Raw genomic sequence first — 19,454 nt, 5'->3', positions numbered from 1 at the left:
CCTCCTCTGCATAATGGACTAATTCCACATTAGGCAGTGGTCAAAACATCAGTGTATGTCTTTGTTGCCGATCACACGACGCGAGATGGCTTTTTCAATTTCAACGATGACAAAGACGATGAGACCGAACGCGACCGGATAAATCCAGTCTTGCAGTTCAAGTGGTGCCGTACCGAACAGCGTGTGCATGAACGGGACGTACGTAATGAACAGCTGGAGCCCGATCAAGAGTGCCGACACGAGGAAGGCGATCTTGTTGTCAAAGAAGTGGCGGTTGAACGCCGGGGCGAGCTCGGTCCGACAGTTGAACAAATGGAACAGTTGCGCCATGACAATCGTATTGAGCGTGATCGTCTGCAACTTGTCGGTCGAGTAATCGAAATCGCCGAGCATATAGTTGATGACTAGACTACCGCCCCCGATTAAAATCGAGACGAACGTGATGCGGAAGACGTAGTAGCGACTCAGCAACGGCACGTTCGCGGGACGCGGCGGCCGTTTCATCGTGCTCTCTTCGAGCGGCTCGAAGGCGATGGCGAGCGAGAGCGTGATGGCGACGACCATGTTGACCCAAAGGATTTGGACCGGACTGAGTGGTGCCGCGGCGCCCAATAAGATACTCATTGCGACGAGGAGTGCTTGTCCCCCGTTTGTCGGGAGCAAGAACAAAATCGTCTTCTTCAAGTTGTCATAGACGCGACGACCTTCACGGACGGCGTTGTAGATCGTCTTGAAGTTATCGTCGACGAGCACCATCTGTGAGGCCTCTTTTGCGACTTCCGTTCCTTTAATCCCCATCGCGACCCCGATGTCGGCCCGTTTCAAGGCCGGGGCGTCATTGACGCCATCACCGGTCATCGATGTGATTAAGCCGTTTTGTTGCAGTCCTTTGACGAGACGAAGTTTATCGTTCGGGCTCGTCCGGGCGAAGACGTCATTATGGACCGACGCCTCTTTGATTTCTTCGTCGGACATGTTCGTCAATTCTTTCCCTTCGAGGGCGCCCTCGACTTCCATTCCGAGTTCTCGGGCGATGGCGACGGCCGTGTCTTTATGGTCGCCGGTGATCATCTTGATACGGATCCCCGCGTCACGACAAGCCGCGACCGCTTCGATCGCTTCTTGTCGTGGCGGATCGACGATGCCGTAGAGGCCGAGGAAAGTGATGCCGTTCTCGACGTCTTCATGGTCGACCGTCTCTTTCGAGGCGTCGACGCGTTTGAAACCGCCCCCGAGCACGCGTTGTCCGCGGTCGGCAATTTCTTTTCGTTTTTCATCCCAATAGACACGGTCGAACTCCGTGTCTTCCGCCATATCGAACAGGCGGTCCGGTGCCCCTTTGATGAAGATCATCCGCTCGCCCTTATAATCAACGAGCGTAGCCATATATTTGTACTCCGAATCGAATGGAATTTTCGAGATGACGTCCAAACGTTCGATCGGCCGCTCCGCTTTCTCAGCGAGCGTGAGCAAACATGCTTCCGTCGGGTCACCATTGACGACCCATTCGCCGCCCTCTTCATACAGCTGGGCGTCGTTACATGTTTTCCCGACCGTGAGAAGGTCGATCATCGACTCATCATCATCTAAATCGAACGGTTGACCGTTCAGTTCTAAATCACCGTCCGGGGCGTATCCACTCCCTGACACTTCGATGTCGTGTTTGGCCGTGACGACTTGTTTGACGGTCATCTCGTTTTTCGTCAACGTCCCGGTCTTATCGGTACAGATGACCGATACGGCTCCGAGCGTCTCGACCGACGGCAAGCTGCGGACGATGGCTTTTTTCTCAGCCATGTTCCGGACACCGAGCGCGAGGATGATCGAGATGACGGCCGGTAATCCTTCTGGAATGGCGGCGACGGCAAGACCGATCGTCGTCAACATCAACTCGATCGGGTCAAAGTCACGGACGAAGTAACCGAACGCGTATATGACGACCGAGATGACGAGGATGGCGATGGATACCGTCTGACCAAACTTCGTCGTCTGGCGGATGAGTGGCGTCTTGACCGTCTCGACTTCAGCAATCGAGGCGTTGATTTGGCCGAGCTCCGTGCCTTCTCCGATGGACGTGACGATTGCTTTCGCACTTCCCGTCGCCACGCTCGTACCCGAATAAATCATGTTCTTGCGATCACCGAGGACGGCGTCTTCCGGTACGACTTGAATTTTCTTCTCGACCGTCGTCGCTTCACCTGTCAACGCCGATTCCTCGACTTTGAATTTCTCGGCCTGGATAACACGGGCGTCAGCCGGGACCTTGTCCCCGGCGGCAAGGACCAAGATGTCCCCGACGACGAGGTCGCTCGAGTCGACTTGGATTTGCTTGCCGTCACGGATGACGCTCGCCTTCGTCTCGAGTAATTTTTTGATTCCTTCTAACGCCTGCTCGGCCTTGTTCTCTTGGAGATATCCGACGACGGCGATAACCGTCACAACGAGCACGATGACGATCGTATCGATGTACTCCCCTAAAAAGCCGGTGACGACAGCGGCACCGAGCAAGACGAAGACGAGAATATCATTGAATTGACGCAAAAATTTTATGATTTCAGGTGTCTTCTCTTTCTCGGGCAGCACGTTTTTCCCGTACTGTTCCTGCCGACTTGACACTTCTCCTTTCGACAGACCACTAGATGTGTCCGTCTCGAGCGAACTCTTTACCGCATCCGGTTCGAGTGCGTGCCAGTTTTTTGTCTCCATCTGCATCTCTACTCCTCCTTGGTCATTCCTATATGGAAAGTCTTTCCCCTTTCTCTTCCCACTCCGGGCCGGACTGACACATTTGAGCTTGTTTTTTCGCTAATTTTACAGCTGAATTCGTTCACAATTTTCCAATTCGTCAGTTGGAAACGCTACCATCAAAAAAAGTCGTGTCAGATGGATGAAATGGCTTTACAGAACCGTTCGGATGGTTAACTATAGAGGAAATATAGAACAGAGAGAAAGAGGTACACCGTATGATCATTATTCAAGGTATCGCACTTTTACTGTTGATTCTTGCCTTATTCACGTTATTCAGTTACAAAGCCCCGTTCGGGATGAAAGCGATGGGCGCCTTGGCCGGCGCCGCCATCGCGAGTTTCTTGGTCGAGGCGTTCAACGCCTACGCCATCGGCGGTTTGCTCCCGCTCCCTTTATATGAGGAAGTCGGACAGGCGGCCGGTTCATTATCAGGTCCGGCCGCAGCCGCGCTCGTATCGATCGCACTCGGGATCAATCCGGTCTACGCGCTCATGCTCGGTCTATCGGTCGCCGGCTTCGGCATTCTTCCTGGCTTTTTCGCCGGATACATCCTTGCCCTTGTCGGTCGTAAACTAGACCGTCATTTACCGGCCGGTGTCGACATGATTTTCTACGTGATCGTCATGGCTCCGCTCGCTCGCCTCGTGGCGACAGGAGTCGATCCGCTCGTCTCGAACACATTGTCGCAAATCGGTGCGGTCATCGAACTTGCCGCGACGCAAAACCCCGTCGTGATGGGACTTGTCCTTGGTGGGATTGTCACGGTCGTCTCGACGTCGCCACTCAGCTCGATGGCACTCACCGCCATGCTCGGTTTGACAGGTGTGCCGATGGCCATCGCCGCCCTCGCGTTGACAGCGTCGATCTCGATGAACTTCTTGCTGTTCAAGCGTTTGAACATCGGGACGAAGAAAGATCAACTATCGGTCGCGATTGAACCGCTCACGCAAGCCGATCTCATCTCGGCGAACCCGATCCCAATCTACAGCGTCAACTTCGTCGGTGGCGCCATCGCCGGACTCATCGTCGCGATGACCGGCATGGTGAACGACGCGCCAGGTTCTGCTGCCGGGATTCCGGGATTGCTCGTCATGTACGGCTTCAATGATTGGCAGACCGTGACCGTGACGGCGCTCATCTTGTTCGGCGTCGGCATTGTGGCCGGACTCGTCGGCAGTAAACTGTTCAGTAATTTCCCTATCACTCGCCAAACCGAAAAAATGGCCGCTTCCGACGAAGAGGCTGCTTAATACAAAAAGGTTCTCACTCCATCTCGAGTGAGAACCTTTTGTTATCGTTCTGCTTGCACCTCGGCGACCGTCTCTGCGACCGGTGTCCGATAGAGTGGAAAGAAATCAGATGGTCCGTAGCGGAGCAAATGGTCTTGATTCAACCGATGGTAAACCGCCTCATCGAGCACGGACTGTCCGATATAGTATGTGAGCGGCTCATCCCCTGAGAAACTCTGCTTGAAGTCATAGAGCGCATCTTCCCCGGTCGCTCCGCCACCGAGATGTACGTATGCTTTTTCTTTCTCGGCCGCGCGGCGGATCATCTCGCGGAACAAGAAATGATTCGGTCGCAGCGCCAAGTAGTTCGCATCCGAGCCTCCGAGATGATAATGCGCCCCATCGTCCCCGAACAACATGAACACGCCTGCCACGATGACGCCCTCATGGACAGCGAATAACAGCTCCGTTTCGCATGTATCGCTGTTCCACAGGTCCTCGAAGTATCGGTCCGAGAAATAGTACGTCTCGTTCGCTGCTCGCCGGTCCATCGTCGCCCGGTAAAGGCGGATGAATTCACATAGTTCATGGGTCTGTCCTTGTACCGCCGTCACTTGTTCACGGATAGCCCGCTTCACGTTTCGTTTCGTCATTTTACTGAAGCGTTGCTCGAGTTGGTCGAACGGGTCATCGAGCCGGACGTGCACCGTTTGACGAATCGGGACGGCTTGGCCGAAGGCACACATCAAATCAAGGTCGAAGCGGCAAGGATGATATCGAATCGTCTCAGTAACCGTGGCTTGATTCTCAGGACGTTTTAAAAAGAGACGTCTAGCCTCTGCGACGTCTTCGTTCGAAAAGTTGCCTTCACGGAACGGGCCGCCATAACCATACGCCGTCACGAGATCATCATGACGATGTGCAATTGGACGACGGATGTACGGATACAGCAAGATGCCGTCCTCTTTGGCCGCAATATACAACTCAGGCTGCTCGCCCAGTTCACAGTTGGCCAATACATAATCGTAATGATCGTACGAATCACAACTGACCTCCCGCAACCAGTTCTCCCACTCCCATCGATTTTTCACAATCTGATTGAACATCATCCGTTCCCCTCTTCCTATAAGTCGTCATTGTTTGAAGTGTGACAGGACAGTCTGGAGTCGTTTCCTATGTCCTGTTCCCATTCAAAGCTGACTATTTGAAGGAGGGGAATAGCTTTTTGTTGTTAACAAACATGAAGCGAGTTTGTTCGTTCACAATAAAATCATAGCGATTTCTTTGAGATTTTAAAAAGGACGACCTCGCCAATGGCATCAGGTCGTCCTTCATGATTATGACTTGAAGTCGAGGACACGTTGTAGCCGTGATGCTTCACGAGCCGTTTCGATGACTCTCGTCGTCAAGAGCGCTTCACGAAGCGGCACGAGCGGATGACGTGTCATATAACTATCCGCCAGCGCCCGGTAGAAGGATAAATACTCACCTGCTTCGATGTCGATTGTCGATTCAACGTCTGTGACGACCGTTCCACTCTCACGGTCGGGACATCGTACTTCCCCGTTCCGGAGACACGCCTCTTGCGGATCGAGTCCAATCTTCAAGAAACTGCCTTCCGTCCCGTGCACTTCGAACCGCGGCGCCTCGACGGCGATGAACGGGTTCGAACGCAGATATACCCGTTTTTCTCCATAATACAGGGTCAGATGGAAGCCGTCGTCAGACTGACCTCCTTCGCGTTGAATCATAACATCTGACGACACTTTGTCGGGTGCACCGAACAAGACGAGCGCTTGATCGATCAAATGGCTACCGAGGTCAAACAATATCCCTGCTCCCGGCCCCGCATTCTCGCGCCACCGATCCCGGACGACCGGACGGAACCGGTCGAACCGTGACTCGATCACTTTCCAATCGCCGAGTCGTTTTTCCTCGAGCAGTCGTTTGACCGTCAAGAAGTCTCCGTCCGTCCGTCGATTATGGAAGACGTTGACGATTCCGGCACTTACCTGTTCGCGTGCAATCAACGCCTCTCCTTCCTCTGTCGTCAAGAACGCAGGCTTCTCGACGAGAACGTCCTTCCCTTCCTGTAAACAACGTTCCACCATGTCCTTATGTAAATGGGACGGCGTCGTGACGATGAACAAGGTCGCCTCAGTCGCGAGGGCCTCGTCTAGCGTTGCATATACCGCGACATCGCCAAGTACGGCATGTACGTCCTCAGGTCTTGATGAGACAACACCGGCGATCTGGAAGTGATCCAGCTCCTGTAAAAATGGTAAATGAAATGTCGTCGCGGAAAAACCGAAGCCGACAAGAATCGTTTGAATCATACCGTTCTCCTCCTATCCATTCGCTTCTCAGTATATCAAAAAAAGGAGTCAATCGACCCCTTATGCACTGACACTCTCATCCATGCTGTATTCAAACGTGTTATACCCGTCCCGTGAGTCCACGAAGACGAAGCCAAACCGTGGATAATAACTGTTCAAGAAATCATTATCAGCCACACAATCAAGCCGGACCGGCTCCTGTGTGTCGGCTTCACGTAAGACGTGCTCCATCAGTTGTTGACCGACGCCTCGCCCTTTCAGCCGTTCACTGACAACGATTCGATGGATGTATTGACCGCGCTCGCCATCTTCCCATAAGCTATGGTCCCAGTCATCTGCCGGAAGTAAGGCGATCGAGGCCAATACCGTTCCATCTTGCTCGTACACATATACATATCCCGAGGTGATGTCTGTCTGCACCCGGTCTATGAGGTCTTGCTCCAAATATTCCGCCCATTGATCGCTACCTTGTTGTTTTAGCGCTACGGCTCGTTGTTCGATTAGGTCCGCGATGTGTTTGGCATCGCGTTTCGTCGCGAGTCGAATCATAACGTCCTCCTTTGTATTACAGTATTTGAAATACAAATATAACGGACCGTTTCGACTCTTTTCAACCATCCTGCTCACATTACGTAAATGGGACGACCTCGCCGCCGTTCAAACGATAGCTGTACGTCATCGTCGCGTCGAGACTGTGCGACACCGAACAGTAGCGATCGACGGACAACTCGATGGCGCGGCGGACCCGTTCTTCGGGCATATCCCCTTCGAGGACGTATAAGATGTGGATGGCCGTGAACTTCTTCGGATGTTCCGTCGCCCGGACCCCGTCGACTTCCATCTCGAACCGCTCGAGCGGCAACCGCATCTTATGAAGAATCGAGACGATATCGATCCCCGTACAAGCGGCCGTCGCCTGCAGGAGCATCTCGGTCGGACGCGGACCCGTATTGAGACCACCGACATCTTCCCCGGCGTCAAGCGTCACATCATGACCCGAAGGCGTCGTCGTCTGAAACGCCATCCCTTGTTTCCAATTCACTTGTAAATGCATCTTTGTCTCCTCCTTACGTTTCGATAGCTTACTATTCCCTTGAATGATGTATTATTAATCTATGTAAGGAAATTGTCGTTTAGGAGTTGGTCGCATGGAATGGTCGGTCATTATTAGTTGGGGGCTGTATATCGTCCTCGGATTGAATTTATTGTTCGCGTTAGCCGTCATCTTCGCGGAGCGCCGCGATGTCGGGGCGACGTGGGCGTGGCTTCTCGTCTTGTTCTTCTTGCCAATTATCGGGTTCATCATCTATCTCTTCCTCGGCCGACAGTTGAAGAAGGACAACTTCTTCAACTTGAGCGTCGAAGAGCGCTCGTTCCACGCCCTTCAAGTCGACAGTCAAATCGAACAGATTCGCCGGAAAGAGACCGTTTTGGCTCAACCTGTGTTCGAAAAGTACGAGCAATTGCTCGAGATGAACTTGCGCTCCTCAAAGTCTTTGATTAGCGTCCACAACAAATCTGCCATCATGCATGATGGCGAACAGAAGTTCAAAGCGCTCATGGACGATATCCGCAGCGCCGAGACCGAGATCAACATCCAGTACTACATCATTCAACGGGACGCGCTCGGCAAGGCGCTGATCCATGAACTGATTGAACGCGCCAAGGCGGGCGTCAAAGTCCGGCTGTTATATGATGCCGTCGGTTCGCGCAGCCTCCGTGATTCAGACTTCAAAGAGCTGATCGCCCACGATGGCGAGGTCCGCGTCTTCTTCCCGCCGACGCTCGGGTTGATCAACTTCAAGTTAAACAACCGAAATCACCGGAAAGTCGTCATCATCGACGGCAAGATTGGTTATGTCGGAGGCTTCAACGTCGGCACTGAGTATCTCGGCCTGGTCGAGAAGTTCGGGTACTGGCGTGACACGCACCTCCGCGTCGAAGGGGACGTCGTCTACCATTTGCAACATCGATTCATTCTCGATTGGAACTATTCAGGCAGCAAACATCATGACCCGGAGAACTCATTCTGTTTCGCACGCCACGACATCAAGGACAAGTCGCCGATGCAAATCGTGACGAGCGGACCGAACTCGGACACGGAACATTTGAAAAACATGATGATCAAGATGATCATGTCGGCGAAACATCGCGTCATCATCCAGACGCCTTACTTCATCCCGGACACGAGCTTCATGGACGCCTGTAAGATGGCACTTTTGTCCGGCGTCAAGATGGACATCATGATTCCAGGGAAGCCCGACCACCCGTTCGTCATGTGGGCGTCGCTATCGTTCCTCGGCGAATTGCTCGACTACGGGGCGAACGTCTATATGTATGAGCAAGGCTTCCTACACGCCAAGACGCTCGTCGTCGATGATGAGATTTCGACCGTCGGGACGACGAACTTGGATGCCCGCAGTTTCCGATTGAACTTTGAAGTGAACGCCGTCATTTATGATCAGCGGGTCGCGCTCGAACTCGCATCGCTGTTCGAGTCAGACGTCGCCGTCAGCCGCAAATACACGGTCGACGACTATGCGGCCCGGAAATGGACCGTCCGGATGCGTGAAGGCGTGTCACGATTGCTCAGTCCAATCTTATAAGTTCTGATTACGCTAACTACCCCATCGTATCGGCCAAATGTGCCAACGCGATGGGGTATGTTTCTGTTCGGAAGTCGAGAGCTATGCACTCACACCAAGCTGTGACGATTTCTCGTCATATTCTAAAAATTGCTATCTTTTAAAAGAATACTCGCTAGTTCCTTCCCAAATTAGGGTATAAAGTATCAGTACGAACGTCCTACACTACTGCTTCGGCTAGGAAAGGAGGAAGTATGCGTTCACGCATATGTCATACAATGGCTGATCAAGAACGGACTCATCATGACACTCACACCACGAAACCCGATCCTTCCTCATGGGACCAGCTCCCGATTGGCCTGTTCGCCTTCAATCGTGACGGGCAAATCGTCAGCTATAACGAATCATTCGTTCATTTACTCGGGATGCTTCCGACCTCGAATGTGATGTTCGAGCGATGCAGCTCTTCTTCGTTCGACTTCTCAGGCGCCATTCGGAACGTCTTGAACGGGGAGACGATTCGCATGGCCGGCTGGTATAAAGCACCAGAACGGCAGGCTCGCTTCATCCGAACGACGATGTCTCCGAGTTTTTCCGCGGACGGACAACTTGACGGCGGCGTCGGCATTTTAGAAGACGCGACCGAGCAACGTCGCTATGAAGAACGCATGGAACACCTGTCCTCGCTCGATCCGCTGACAGAGCTGTATAACCGGAAGAAAGTCGGGGACGTTCTCTCGTCGACTGCTCAGGAGACGGTCGACACAAGGGCGCCCGCCGCTGTCATCATGCTCGATATCGACTACTTCAAACTTGTCAACGATACGTTCGGCCATCCGACCGGAGACCTCGTCTTACGTTCGATCGCCCAATTGCTCAGGCGCAACATCCGCAAGTCGGACTCGATCGGCCGCTGGGGTGGTGAGGAATTTTTAATCGTCGCCCCGCAGTCAACGCTTGCTGACGGGGTGCAACTCGCCGATAAGCTCCGACAAAAGATTAACGCCGAGCCGTTCGGTCCCGTCCCGCGCGTCACTTGTTCGTTCGGCGTCAGCGCCCTTGAAGATGGGAAGACGGTCGAACAGGCGCTTCAAGACGCCGATGAGGCACTGTATATTGCCAAGAACCGCGGCCGGAATCAAGTATCGAGTAAACGTTAACTAACTGATCCCACCAAAAAGAGGATGCCGCAGCATCCTCAGCTTGTTGACTAACATGATTGATATCGCTCGTCCTTCCGGCGCCCACGCTTTCCGCAGGCAATCCCGGAGCCGCATCGCGACTAGCGTCGCTGCTGGGTCTCCGTTGGATTGCTCTCCTGCAGGAGTCGGGGCGCCGGAAGGACGAGCAACGCAAACGGTCGCCATCTGGCGGCCGTTTGTCTTTTTCTGAGGCCTCGATGGCCGAAGAAAAAGCCCTGATATGTTCTTCGAACCGATGAAAACGGGAAACGGTATGTATGGACCGTCACCGCCTCCGAACAGGAAGGGGAATCAATCATGTACCGAGCCCACATCGCCAAACGCCATGAACCGATCCACACCGCGGCCTCGTTGGACCAGTTGGTCCCGAAAGACCATCTCGTCCGCAAGATCGACCGCCATGTCGACTTCTCCATCGTCCATCGTCTGTGCGCACCACTCTATTCGAACACCGGGCAGCCCGGCATCGATCCGGAGATCCTCATCAAAATCATCCTCCTCGGCCCTTTGTTCAACATCCGATCCGTCCGCCAAACCATCAAAGAAATCGAGACAAACCTGGCGTACCGATGGTTCCTCGGGCTCGGAATGGACGAGAAAGTCCCTGACCATTCGACGATCAGCCAAGCCTACCGGCGACGGTTCGCCGGGACGGACGTCTTTCAACAAATTTTTGACGACATCATCCATCAGGCGGAGGCGCATAACCTCGTCTCGGGACGGATCCTCCTCACGGATTCGACACATATCCGGGCGAACGCCAGCAAGAAGAAGTTCGACAAGACCGAGGTCGACGCGGTCGTCACCGCGGTCGAGGATGAACTGTTGGCGCGCGTGAACGAGGATCGGTCCGCGCACGGAAAAAAGCGCTAGAGCCCGCCGAGCCCGGCGAACCTAAAAAGAAGGTGAGCAAGGTGAGCCGTACCGATCCCGAGGCGGGCTACATGTATCGGACCCGGAAGCCGGAAGGCTTCTTTTGGCTCGTCCACCGAACGGTCGACGCAAAGTATAACTTCATCGTCGATGCCTACGTCACGCCGGGGAACGTGCATGACAGCAGCGTCTATCTGGAGCGTCTGGACTACATTCTTCAGCATTTCGCCTTCCCGCTCGAGGCGGTGGCGCTCGACGCGGGCTATTTCTCAACGGAGATCGCCAAGTCGCTCGTCACTCGCGGCATCTATAGCGTCATCTCGAGACGCCGCTTCGGCGGCAAGAAAGGGAAGTTCCGAAAGTCCAAATTCACCTACCTCGCGGATGAGGACGCCTATCGCTGCCCGGCCCGCCAAATCCTCCGTTACAGCACGACGACCCGCCAAGGATACCGCCAATACGTGTCCGACCCGAAAGTCTGTCAAGACTGCCCGCTCCTCGAAAAATGCATGGAGAACGAGACGAACCGTCGGATCATAACGCGCCATTTGGACGAGCCGTTCCTCGAAGCGGTGAACAGGAATCGATTGACCGCATCCGGTCAATACCTATACCGTCTCCGGCCACAGACGGTGGAGCGCTCGTTCGCCGACGCGAAGGAGCTTCATGGGCTCCGCTTCACGTTCTACCGGGGCCGTGAGGCGGCCCAGCGCGCCAACCTGGTGGCAGCCACCGCACAAAACATGAAGAAGCTGGCCAACCTGTTGGCCTGGAGAGACCGTATACATACCATTTTTTCAATCTTGTGCCAGGCAGAACGCCTCAAGCTCATCGAACCTAAAAAAAGACGAACCAATTCGCTTTTTGCGAATTGGTTCGTCAACAGCCTGAGGATGCCGCAGCATCCTCTTTTTTATACATTGAAGCGTGAGACAAGCTCCTGCAACTCTTCCGCCATATCCGCGAGCGCCTTCGCGGACTGTGCGATTTCCTCCATCGAACCGAGTTGGTCCTCGGTCGTCGCCGCCACTTGTTTCGAGGCGACCGAGTTCTCGTCGGCGATATGGGCAATTTGTGTTGCCGCAGCCGATACTTCCTCGACGTTCGCCGCGATTTCTTCAACCGTCGCCGTCACGTCCTCGATGCGCGGCGTCATCGCTTGCGTTTGCGTCATGATTTTCTGGAAACGCTTGGCCGTGTTCTCCGTCGTCTCGAGCCCAGCTTTCGTATGGGCCGACACTTCTTTCATCAACTGGACCGAACGTTCCGTCTCTTGTTTGATATTATCAATCAACTCGGAAATCTGTTTCGTCGACTGTTGTGACTGTTCGGCAAGCTTTCTGACCTCGCTCGCAACGACGGCGAAGCCTTTCCCGTTCTCGCCGGCCCGTGCCGCTTCAATCGCGGCGTTCAAGGCGAGCAGGTTCGTCTGGGTCGCGATGCCGTTGATGACATCGACGATATTGCCAATCTCGTTCGACCGTTCGGCGAGCGAGTGAATGACTTTGCCGAACGTCTCGACCGACGAGTCGATCGCTTGCATCTGGACCACGTTCTCTGTGACGGCAGTCGTCCCGTCCTCAGCCTCGAGCGCGGTCTCGCGCGACAGCTCGGACACATCCGTCGAGCTCTCGGCGATGCGCATGATGCCGCCCGTGATCGCTTGGAGCGAGACGGCGTTATCATCAAGTTGACGTTTCGAATCATCCGCACCGGCGGCCATCTGTTGGACCGCTCCAGCGATTTGTTCCGAGGAGGCCGTGTTCTGAGCCGAGTTGGCCATCAATTCCTGCGACGAGGCGGCGACTTGTCCGATCGATTGATCAAGACTTTGAATGATAGCGCGCAGAGACCGCGTCATCTCATTGAAACTCGAGGAGACACGCCCGACTTCGTCATTCGATTCGACGACGATGTCTTCGGTCAAATCTCCGGCTTGAATTCGTTCAGCCCCGACGGTCAAACGATTCAATGGACGTAAAATCGAACGTAAGATGACATAGAGCAAGCCGGCTGCCAAGACGAGCATCAATCCGATCACCCCGACTGTCGTCCATAAGATTCCAGACGTCTCATCTGTGATTTCCTCATCGTAGAGCGTCCCGGCAATCTTCCACCCCGTCAACTCGTTTGTCATGAAGTCCATCTGTTTGCCTTCGTTCTCAAACTCATAAGCAAAGCGGCCCGCTTCTCCCGAATAGAGCGGTTCAATCCACTCGCCTTCTGCCTTCTCTCCGGCTGCCATCGTCGGATGGGTGACAAACTGTTGCAACGCATCAAGAATCGTCACGTAGCCTTCTTTCCCGATTTGAATGCTCGCCGCGACGGCTGCGATATCGTCGACCTCGACGTCAACCGCGATGACCCCGCGACCGTCCGTCCCTGTCTGAGACAGCGTGACCATCATCTTGTTCGAGGCCGCATCGACGTACGGGTCCGTCACAACGACGTTCCCACCGGCCGCTTCGGCCGCCTCATACCATGGACGAGTCCGCGGGTCGTAATCATCCGGTAACTCTTGTGCCGGATAAATCGTCATCTCCCCTCCCGTCGAGGCGTAGTAGATATTCGTCACGTTCGGATGCGTCTCCAAATACTCAAGAAACTTCTCTTCCAAATCAAGGTTCTCTGCCCCCGACTCATAGAGGGACGAATCAATTCGTCCGGCAAAGAACGCAACATCACGTTGGATTGGTTCAATCAAGTTGGTGATTTCATCATTCATCCGCTCCACTCCCGCGTGGGCCGACTGCATGATTTGTTCGGTGATCTTTTGTTTCGCCTGATTGTAGGCGACAAATCCAATCAATAAAGAAGGGATCAATAATAGCACCAACGACATCGTAATCAATTTTTGTTTAATGGTGATCGTACGGTCGTGCTTTCGTCTCATAAAACATCTCCCATTCCCGAGAAAACTCGTTATGTTAACCTTTGTATCGGACAGTTGGAAGAGGATGTTGACACCCTAGACAAAAAAACATCACCTTTTTCTATTTTTCGTTACTGAAACCCTTTTCATACACAAAAAGACCGTCTGTTCGCAAGAAGCGAACAAACGGTCTCAATCGTTGGTCAAATAGCGGGCCAGATTGTCGAGCGTGGAGCGAAGTCCGGCATCATGATCTTGTTTCTGGATGCCCGGCGGTACGTTCTCACAAACGATTGTGACGCACGTCCCTCCATCGAGCGCCTCCAAATACCACGTCTGAATCATCTCACCAGCAAAAGCCGGGTCTGCTGACTCGAATGTTCCGATTTGAACGATTTTCTGGCCGGGGACGAGGTCCAAAAAGCGTCCGTTCGACACATCGGTCCGGTCCGTCGTTTTGCCGGAGACGAGATCGGCTTCTTCATACGTGAGGACGAGCTGATACGTGCCGCCGACCCATGGCTCGAACACGGTCGCGCGAGCCGACATCCCTTTCGGTGGAAGCCACTCGACGAGCTCATCAGAGTTGAGAAATGCTTGATAGATCCGTTCTGGAGTTGCCTCAATCCATGCCACGGCTGTATCGATGCGTCGATTCATATCGGATCACTCCTTTAGCGCGTGCTACAGTACAGTCAGTCGTGCGGAACTTCCTTTTAAATTTCTTCGCCAAATCAACTCTCAAGATACATATCCATGCGTAACAATTCGTCTCGAAGCGGGGATAAATCTATTACCGAATGGACGCCCATCATATAGTCGTATCCAAAGAACACTTTGAACCTATACTCTTCGTCTGACTCATTCACTTTAGACTCTAACTCAGCGTAAAGCGCATTCCTTAACATGAGTCGAAGCATGTTCGGGATTTGGTCTCGTGACAGTGCCTTCCCTGGCCTCACTTTTTTACGAAGATCTCTCATCCGGATCGGATAAAGCGCATTGAACGCGCTTTTCGAAGAGGGGCGATACGCATAATCACGTCGTTCAAGATAGGAGACAGTCAATGTCTTCACTCCTAAATAACCCATGATTCGCTCAATCGCTTCAACGTAATTCGATTCCACGCGGAGATATTCCTCCAACGTGAAGACGACACCGTCAAACGTTCGGAGGATGTCCGTGATTTCCGTCCACTCGTCAATTTTTCCTCTCGTTTCAGGATGATATTTGGTTATGCTATAGATGTTCACATAGTCACCTAGCCTGTTCCTTTGTTTTGTGTGTAGTCTAAAAAAAGGACACGACAGTAGAGTCGTGTCCGATTATGCTCCGACAATCGCGTCGTGATTCCCTTTCGTCCATCCGTAGGCGACTTCACGGAGGGCAAGTTCCCCGAACAAGCGCTCTTTCGCATCGATGACTTGCCCGTCACGTTGCTCATAGAACGTGCGGTAAGGGTTCAATTCGAGCGCCCAAATGATGAGCCCGTGATTCGACATCGCTTGAATCGCTTGCTCCAGCAATAGCGAACCAATCCCGTTACGCTGATGGTCCTCTAGAATGTAAATCGCATAAATCTCATTCGGATGGTCCGGATATTCGCCCGTCCGTTCTTCCCCATAAAGAACGAACCCGACGATTTCCTCTTCGACGATGGCGACAAACCCTTCGACTTCTCGTTTCGCGAGGGCGCTGCGGACCTTTTCAGACCACTCGATTGCGTTCGAACCGAGCTTCAAGAGAAAGTCGGCCGGCACAATTCCCCGATAGGTTGTGCGCCATCCGTTCACCCTCACCCGCGCAATCCCGTAAGCGTCTTTTGGCTCGGCTTTCCGTATGAGCATCCGTACCCCCTCCTTAGCGTAAGTTTTACAAGTATTTTACCACAAATCACCCAATCGAAATCAGACTTCTTCCAGATTTGACTGACAATCATTTGACAAAAAACGACCGTAGGAAATCCTACGGTCGTACTGGTCAAGCGACGTTACGCGTTGTTGTAGCTTGCGTCTCCGTCAATGGTTTTTTCAAGAATGAGAGGAGGAGTGCTCCAATCAAGGCTCCGGCGAGAATCGCGAGGGCGTAAAGTCCCATGCTCATGACGACGTTTCCAGCTCCTTCAAGGAGTGGGAAGACGAAGATCCCACCGTGTGGCGCTGGCAATTGGATAGCGAAGAAGGCTGACAATCCACCTGCAATCGCAGATCCGAGAATCGCTGACGGTAATACCCGAATCGGGTCGGCCGCTGCAAACGGGATAGCCGCTTCCGTGATGAATGAGGCACCCATGATATATGCTGTCTTCCCGGCTTCACGTTCTTGTTTCGAGAACTTTTGACGAGCGAACACTGTCGATGCGAGTGCGACGAGAAGCGGTGGTACCATCCCACCGGCCATGACGGCTGCCATGACTTCTTGGTTACCGGCAGTGAGTGCTGCTGTACCGAAGACGTAGGCTGTCTTGTTAATCGGACCGCCCATATCGACGGCCATCATTCCACCTACGATGACACCAAGCAAGATGGCGTTCGCGCCACTCATACCGTTAAGTGTCTCCATCAACCAAGACATGAGTGCGGCTATTGGTTCGTTGACGACGAGAAGCATGATCATCCCAGAGATGAGTGAACCGAGTAACGGGTACAACAGGACTGGCTTGATTCCTTCAAGTGTGGCTGGCAATTTCGCGAGCGCTTTCTTCAAGAAGAGGACGACATAACCAGCGAGGAAACCGGCGATGAGTCCACCGAGGAATCCGGCGTTCCCTTGACTGGCGAGTGCTCCGGCGACGAGACCTGGTGCGAGACCTGGACGGTCGGCGATTGACATCGCGATGAAACCAGCAAGAATCGGGACGAGGAAGCCGAACGCTGCGCCACCAATCGTCATAAGTTGGGCGGCGAATTCGTTGTACGACGGGTCATCCGGGTTGGCGGAGTTGATGCCCCAGAAGAAGCTGAGGGCGATCAAGAGACCACCAGCGACGACGAGAGGAAGCATCGCAGATACACCGCTCATCAAGTGCTTGTAGATACCGGTGCGCTGTTCTTTTTGCTGACCTGATTTACCAGTCGCTTGATAGACCGGTCCGTCTTGTTTCACGGCCCGGTTGATCAACTCTTCCGGCTTCCGGATGCCTTGGGCGACCGGGACTTCGATGACATGTTTGCCAGCAAAACGGTCCATTTCGACGGCTTTGTCGGCTGCGACGATGATGGCAGTCGCTTTCGCGATATCGGCTGCTGTCAATTCGTTTTTGACGCCAGTCGATCCGTTCGTCTCGACTTTGATGTCGACGCCCATCGCGTCTGCTTTTTGCTTCAAGCTGTCGGCGGCCATGTACGTGTGGGCGATACCTGTTGGACACGCCGTGACGGCAAGGATGTAAGGAGCATCGGCTTGAACCGGTTTCGAAGCGACAGGAGCCGCCTCGGCTGCTTCTTTTTCTTCGATGGCCCGGATGACGTCATCTTCTGACGTGGCCGCATAGAGACGTTCTTGGAAAGCTGGGTCCATAAGGAAGACGGATAATTTCGAAAGTGTTTCCAAGTGTTCGTTATTGGCGTGTTCTCCGGCCGCGATCATGAAGAACAAGCGGCTGTCTTGGCCGTCGAGTGCCTCGTAATCGATGCCTTCCGAGCGTCCGAAAGCGATGGCCGGTTGTTTGACGGCTTTCGTCTTCGCGTGCGGGATGGCAATCCCTTCACCGAGTCCGGTCGTGCTTTGTGCCTCACGCGCGAGGATGGCGTCGCGATAGCCGTTGCGGTCCGATAGTTTGCCGGCGCGGTCGAGCACGTCGACGAGTTCTTCGATGACTTCGGCTTTCGAACGGCTGCGGAGATTCAGTTGAATCGTGTCTTTTTTAAGAAGATCCGTGATGTTCATGTTGTTTCCTCCAATCGAGATAGTGGGGTGACGCTGACTTCGCCGACCAAGCGGTCCACGTCTTGTTTTGTGCACAGCCCGAACGTATATGCAGACGCGCTGCCGGTCGTGACCGCATAGCGGAACGCCTCGGTTGCGTCGTGGTCTAGAATGTTGGCGACGAATCCGGCGACGAGTGAATCGCCTGCGCCGACCGAGTTGACAAGTTTACCGCTCGGTGTATTCGCCGTATAAGCGCCTGAAGCGTTGACGAGCATGGCACCATCACCGGCGAACGAGACGATCACGTTTTGAGCACCGCGTTCGACCAACTGCTCCGCGTATGGGAGCGCCTGCTCGAACGTCTCAATGTCTGTATCGAACAGCTCACCGAGTTCATGATGATTCGGTTTGATCATGAGCGGTTTGAGTGCGAGCACTTCGAGCATTGCTTCCTTCGTCGTATCGACGACGAACTCGGCACCGTTCGCGCGGACCGTCTCGGCGAGCGTCCGGTAGAGCGTATCCGGCAAGTTGCCCGGGATGCTTCCAGCGAGCACGACGATGTCGCCCGGTTGGACGTGATCGAATTGACGCGTCAACTGTTCAAGTTCCGTGTCCGAGATGACGGGACCACTTGCGTTCAATTCCGTTTCTTCTTGCGCCCGGATCTTGACGTTGATCCGCGTTTGTCCGTCGACTTCGACGAAATCGGTTTGGACGCCTTTGTCCGTCAACGCCTTCTTGATGAAGTCTCCAGTCGTACCGCCGACGAATCCTAACGCGACCGTGTCGACATCGTATTCGCGTAAGACGAACGCGACGTTGATTCCTTTTCCGCCGGCACGCTGTGTCGTCTCTTGAATTCGGTTGACTTCTCCGAGGACGACTTCAGGGAGAGTGACGTAGTAATCGATTGAGGGATTGAGGGTTAATGTGTAAATCATTGGGCGTTCACCACCTTTGTGATTGATTGGATCGAGCTGATGTATGGCGTGTCACCAAATGTGACGAGTGTGGCTGCATCGAGTGATGCCACACGGCTGAACGAACGTTTCCCGAATTTTGAATCGTCCGCCAAGATATACGCCTCACGGGCCAAGTCGATCGCTGTCTTTTTGACGAGTGCCTCTTCCGGGTCCGGGGTCGTGTACCCGGCTTCTAAGTCTACGCCGTTAATTCCGAGAAATGCGAGGTCGACCCGATAGTTCATCATGCTCTCGCGAGCGTTATAGCCGACGAGTGCCTGTGTCGACCGTTTCAACTCGCCGCCGATCACGAACGTTTTAATATCGAGATCGAACAAGTCGTTGGCGATCGGTAAACTGTTCGTCACGACGATGACGTCTTTTCCGTTTAAGAAAGGAACCATCGCTTGCGTCGTCGTCCCGGCATCGAGATAGACGGACATCCCATCTTCGATGAATGTCGCGGCCTTCCGTGCGATCGCGACTTTCTCATCGACGTGTTGATCTCGTTTCTCTTCGAACGTCGGCTCTTCTTCGTAGCGGGCCACGAGCGTTGCACCGCCATGAACCCGTTCGAGATAACCTTCGGCTTCAAGGTCGGTCAAATCCCGGCGAATCGTCGACTCCGACGATGCCGTCAACTCGACCAATTCTTTCAATTTGACGATCTTTTGCTCCGACAGACGTTGCAAAATCAGTTGATGTCGTTGTTTCGTTAACATCGTATTCCCTCCGTAGCTCTAATATAAAGCGTTTTCATTTAAAAAACAATCA

Annotated in this window: 15 protein-coding genes and 1 pseudogene; 4 read left to right on the top strand and 12 right to left on the bottom strand. The window is 53.6% G+C overall.

The window, feature by feature from the left end:
* Nucleotides 1-48: 48 nt before the first annotated feature.
* Nucleotides 49-2,712 carry a cation-transporting P-type ATPase gene (locus KNP78_RS12665; RefSeq protein WP_214755025.1) on the bottom strand — a complete coding sequence of 888 codons (2,664 nt, stop codon included), beginning with the start codon at nt 2,710-2,712 and terminating at the stop codon, nt 49-51.
* A gap of 251 nt (nt 2,713-2,963) precedes the next feature.
* Here KNP78_RS12665 and KNP78_RS12660 point away from each other — a divergent pair, with 251 nt between their 5' ends.
* The gene (locus KNP78_RS12660; RefSeq protein ID WP_034777476.1) at nt 2,964-3,998 is read left to right on the top strand and encodes a PTS sugar transporter subunit IIC; all 1,035 of its coding nucleotides are present in this window, start codon (nt 2,964-2,966) and stop codon (nt 3,996-3,998) included.
* Between the two features lie 41 nt (nt 3,999-4,039).
* Here KNP78_RS12660 and KNP78_RS12655 read toward each other — a convergent pair whose 3' ends face one another.
* The 4 genes from KNP78_RS12655 to KNP78_RS12640 form a co-directional block, all read right to left on the bottom strand.
* Entirely contained in the window at nt 4,040-5,083 is a 1,044-nt protein-coding gene (locus tag KNP78_RS12655) for a lipid II:glycine glycyltransferase FemX (protein WP_214824587.1), read from the bottom strand.
* Nucleotides 5,084-5,314: 231 nt separating this feature from the next.
* Nucleotides 5,315-6,313 (bottom strand): Gfo/Idh/MocA family oxidoreductase, encoded by a 999-nt coding sequence (locus KNP78_RS12650; protein ID WP_214824585.1) that lies wholly within the window; start codon nt 6,311-6,313, stop codon nt 5,315-5,317.
* A 60-nt stretch (nt 6,314-6,373) separates the two neighbouring features.
* Nucleotides 6,374-6,862, bottom strand: coding sequence for a GNAT family N-acetyltransferase (locus KNP78_RS12645; protein ID WP_034777473.1), 489 nt, complete (start codon nt 6,860-6,862; stop codon nt 6,374-6,376).
* Nucleotides 6,863-6,941: 79 nt separating this feature from the next.
* Complete coding sequence (locus KNP78_RS12640; protein ID WP_214755019.1) at nt 6,942-7,367, bottom strand: OsmC family protein; 426 nt, start codon at nt 7,365-7,367, stop codon at nt 6,942-6,944.
* 94 nt (nt 7,368-7,461) lie between these two features.
* On the opposite strand from KNP78_RS12640, the gene cls reads away from it, so the two are divergent.
* The 3 genes and pseudogenes from cls to KNP78_RS12625 form a co-directional block, all read left to right on the top strand.
* Nucleotides 7,462-8,919: a cardiolipin synthase gene (cls, locus tag KNP78_RS12635; RefSeq protein ID WP_214755017.1), complete on the top strand. Its 1,458-nt coding sequence runs from the start codon at nt 7,462-7,464 to the stop codon at nt 8,917-8,919.
* A 233-nt stretch (nt 8,920-9,152) separates the two neighbouring features.
* Nucleotides 9,153-10,058: a sensor domain-containing diguanylate cyclase gene (locus KNP78_RS12630; RefSeq protein WP_214755015.1), complete on the top strand. Its 906-nt coding sequence runs from the start codon at nt 9,153-9,155 to the stop codon at nt 10,056-10,058.
* Between the two features lie 339 nt (nt 10,059-10,397).
* A pseudogene (locus KNP78_RS12625) lies at nt 10,398-11,743 on the top strand (IS1182 family transposase); the annotation flags it as partial.
* A gap of 143 nt (nt 11,744-11,886) precedes the next feature.
* Here KNP78_RS12625 and KNP78_RS12620 read toward each other — a convergent pair.
* The 7 genes from KNP78_RS12620 to KNP78_RS12590 all read right to left on the bottom strand — a co-directional run bounded on the left by KNP78_RS12620 (nt 11,887) and on the right by KNP78_RS12590 (nt 19,402).
* Nucleotides 11,887-13,866: a methyl-accepting chemotaxis protein gene (locus KNP78_RS12620; protein WP_214797725.1), complete on the bottom strand. Its 1,980-nt coding sequence runs from the start codon at nt 13,864-13,866 to the stop codon at nt 11,887-11,889.
* 171 nt (nt 13,867-14,037) lie between these two features.
* Entirely contained in the window at nt 14,038-14,505 is a 468-nt protein-coding gene (locus KNP78_RS12615; protein ID WP_214797726.1) for an SRPBCC domain-containing protein, read from the bottom strand.
* Nucleotides 14,506-14,579: 74 nt separating this feature from the next.
* Nucleotides 14,580-14,972 (bottom strand): hypothetical protein, encoded by a 393-nt coding sequence (locus tag KNP78_RS12610; protein WP_214797727.1) that lies wholly within the window; start codon nt 14,970-14,972, stop codon nt 14,580-14,582.
* A 198-nt stretch (nt 14,973-15,170) separates the two neighbouring features.
* Nucleotides 15,171-15,692: a GNAT family N-acetyltransferase gene (locus KNP78_RS12605; protein WP_138859476.1), complete on the bottom strand. Its 522-nt coding sequence runs from the start codon at nt 15,690-15,692 to the stop codon at nt 15,171-15,173.
* A gap of 133 nt (nt 15,693-15,825) precedes the next feature.
* Entirely contained in the window at nt 15,826-17,733 is a 1,908-nt protein-coding gene (locus tag KNP78_RS12600) for a PTS fructose transporter subunit IIABC (protein WP_214797728.1), read from the bottom strand.
* Entirely contained in the window at nt 17,730-18,659 is a 930-nt protein-coding gene (pfkB, locus tag KNP78_RS12595; RefSeq protein ID WP_214797729.1) for a 1-phosphofructokinase, read from the bottom strand. Before pfkB ends, KNP78_RS12600 begins: the two co-directional genes overlap by 4 nt.
* Nucleotides 18,656-19,402 carry a DeoR/GlpR family DNA-binding transcription regulator gene (locus tag KNP78_RS12590; RefSeq protein WP_034777464.1) on the bottom strand — a complete coding sequence of 249 codons (747 nt, stop codon included), beginning with the start codon at nt 19,400-19,402 and terminating at the stop codon, nt 18,656-18,658. Before KNP78_RS12590 ends, pfkB begins: the two co-directional genes overlap by 4 nt.
* Nucleotides 19,403-19,454 lie beyond the last annotated feature (52 nt).

The sequence above is a fragment of the Exiguobacterium sp. s28 genome, assembly GCF_018618135.1.
GTDB classification, from domain to species: domain Bacteria; phylum Bacillota; class Bacilli; order Exiguobacteriales; family Exiguobacteriaceae; genus Exiguobacterium; species Exiguobacterium mexicanum_A.
The sequence above is the reverse complement of the archived record's forward strand: the minus strand, read 5'-3'. Positions and strand labels throughout refer to the sequence as shown.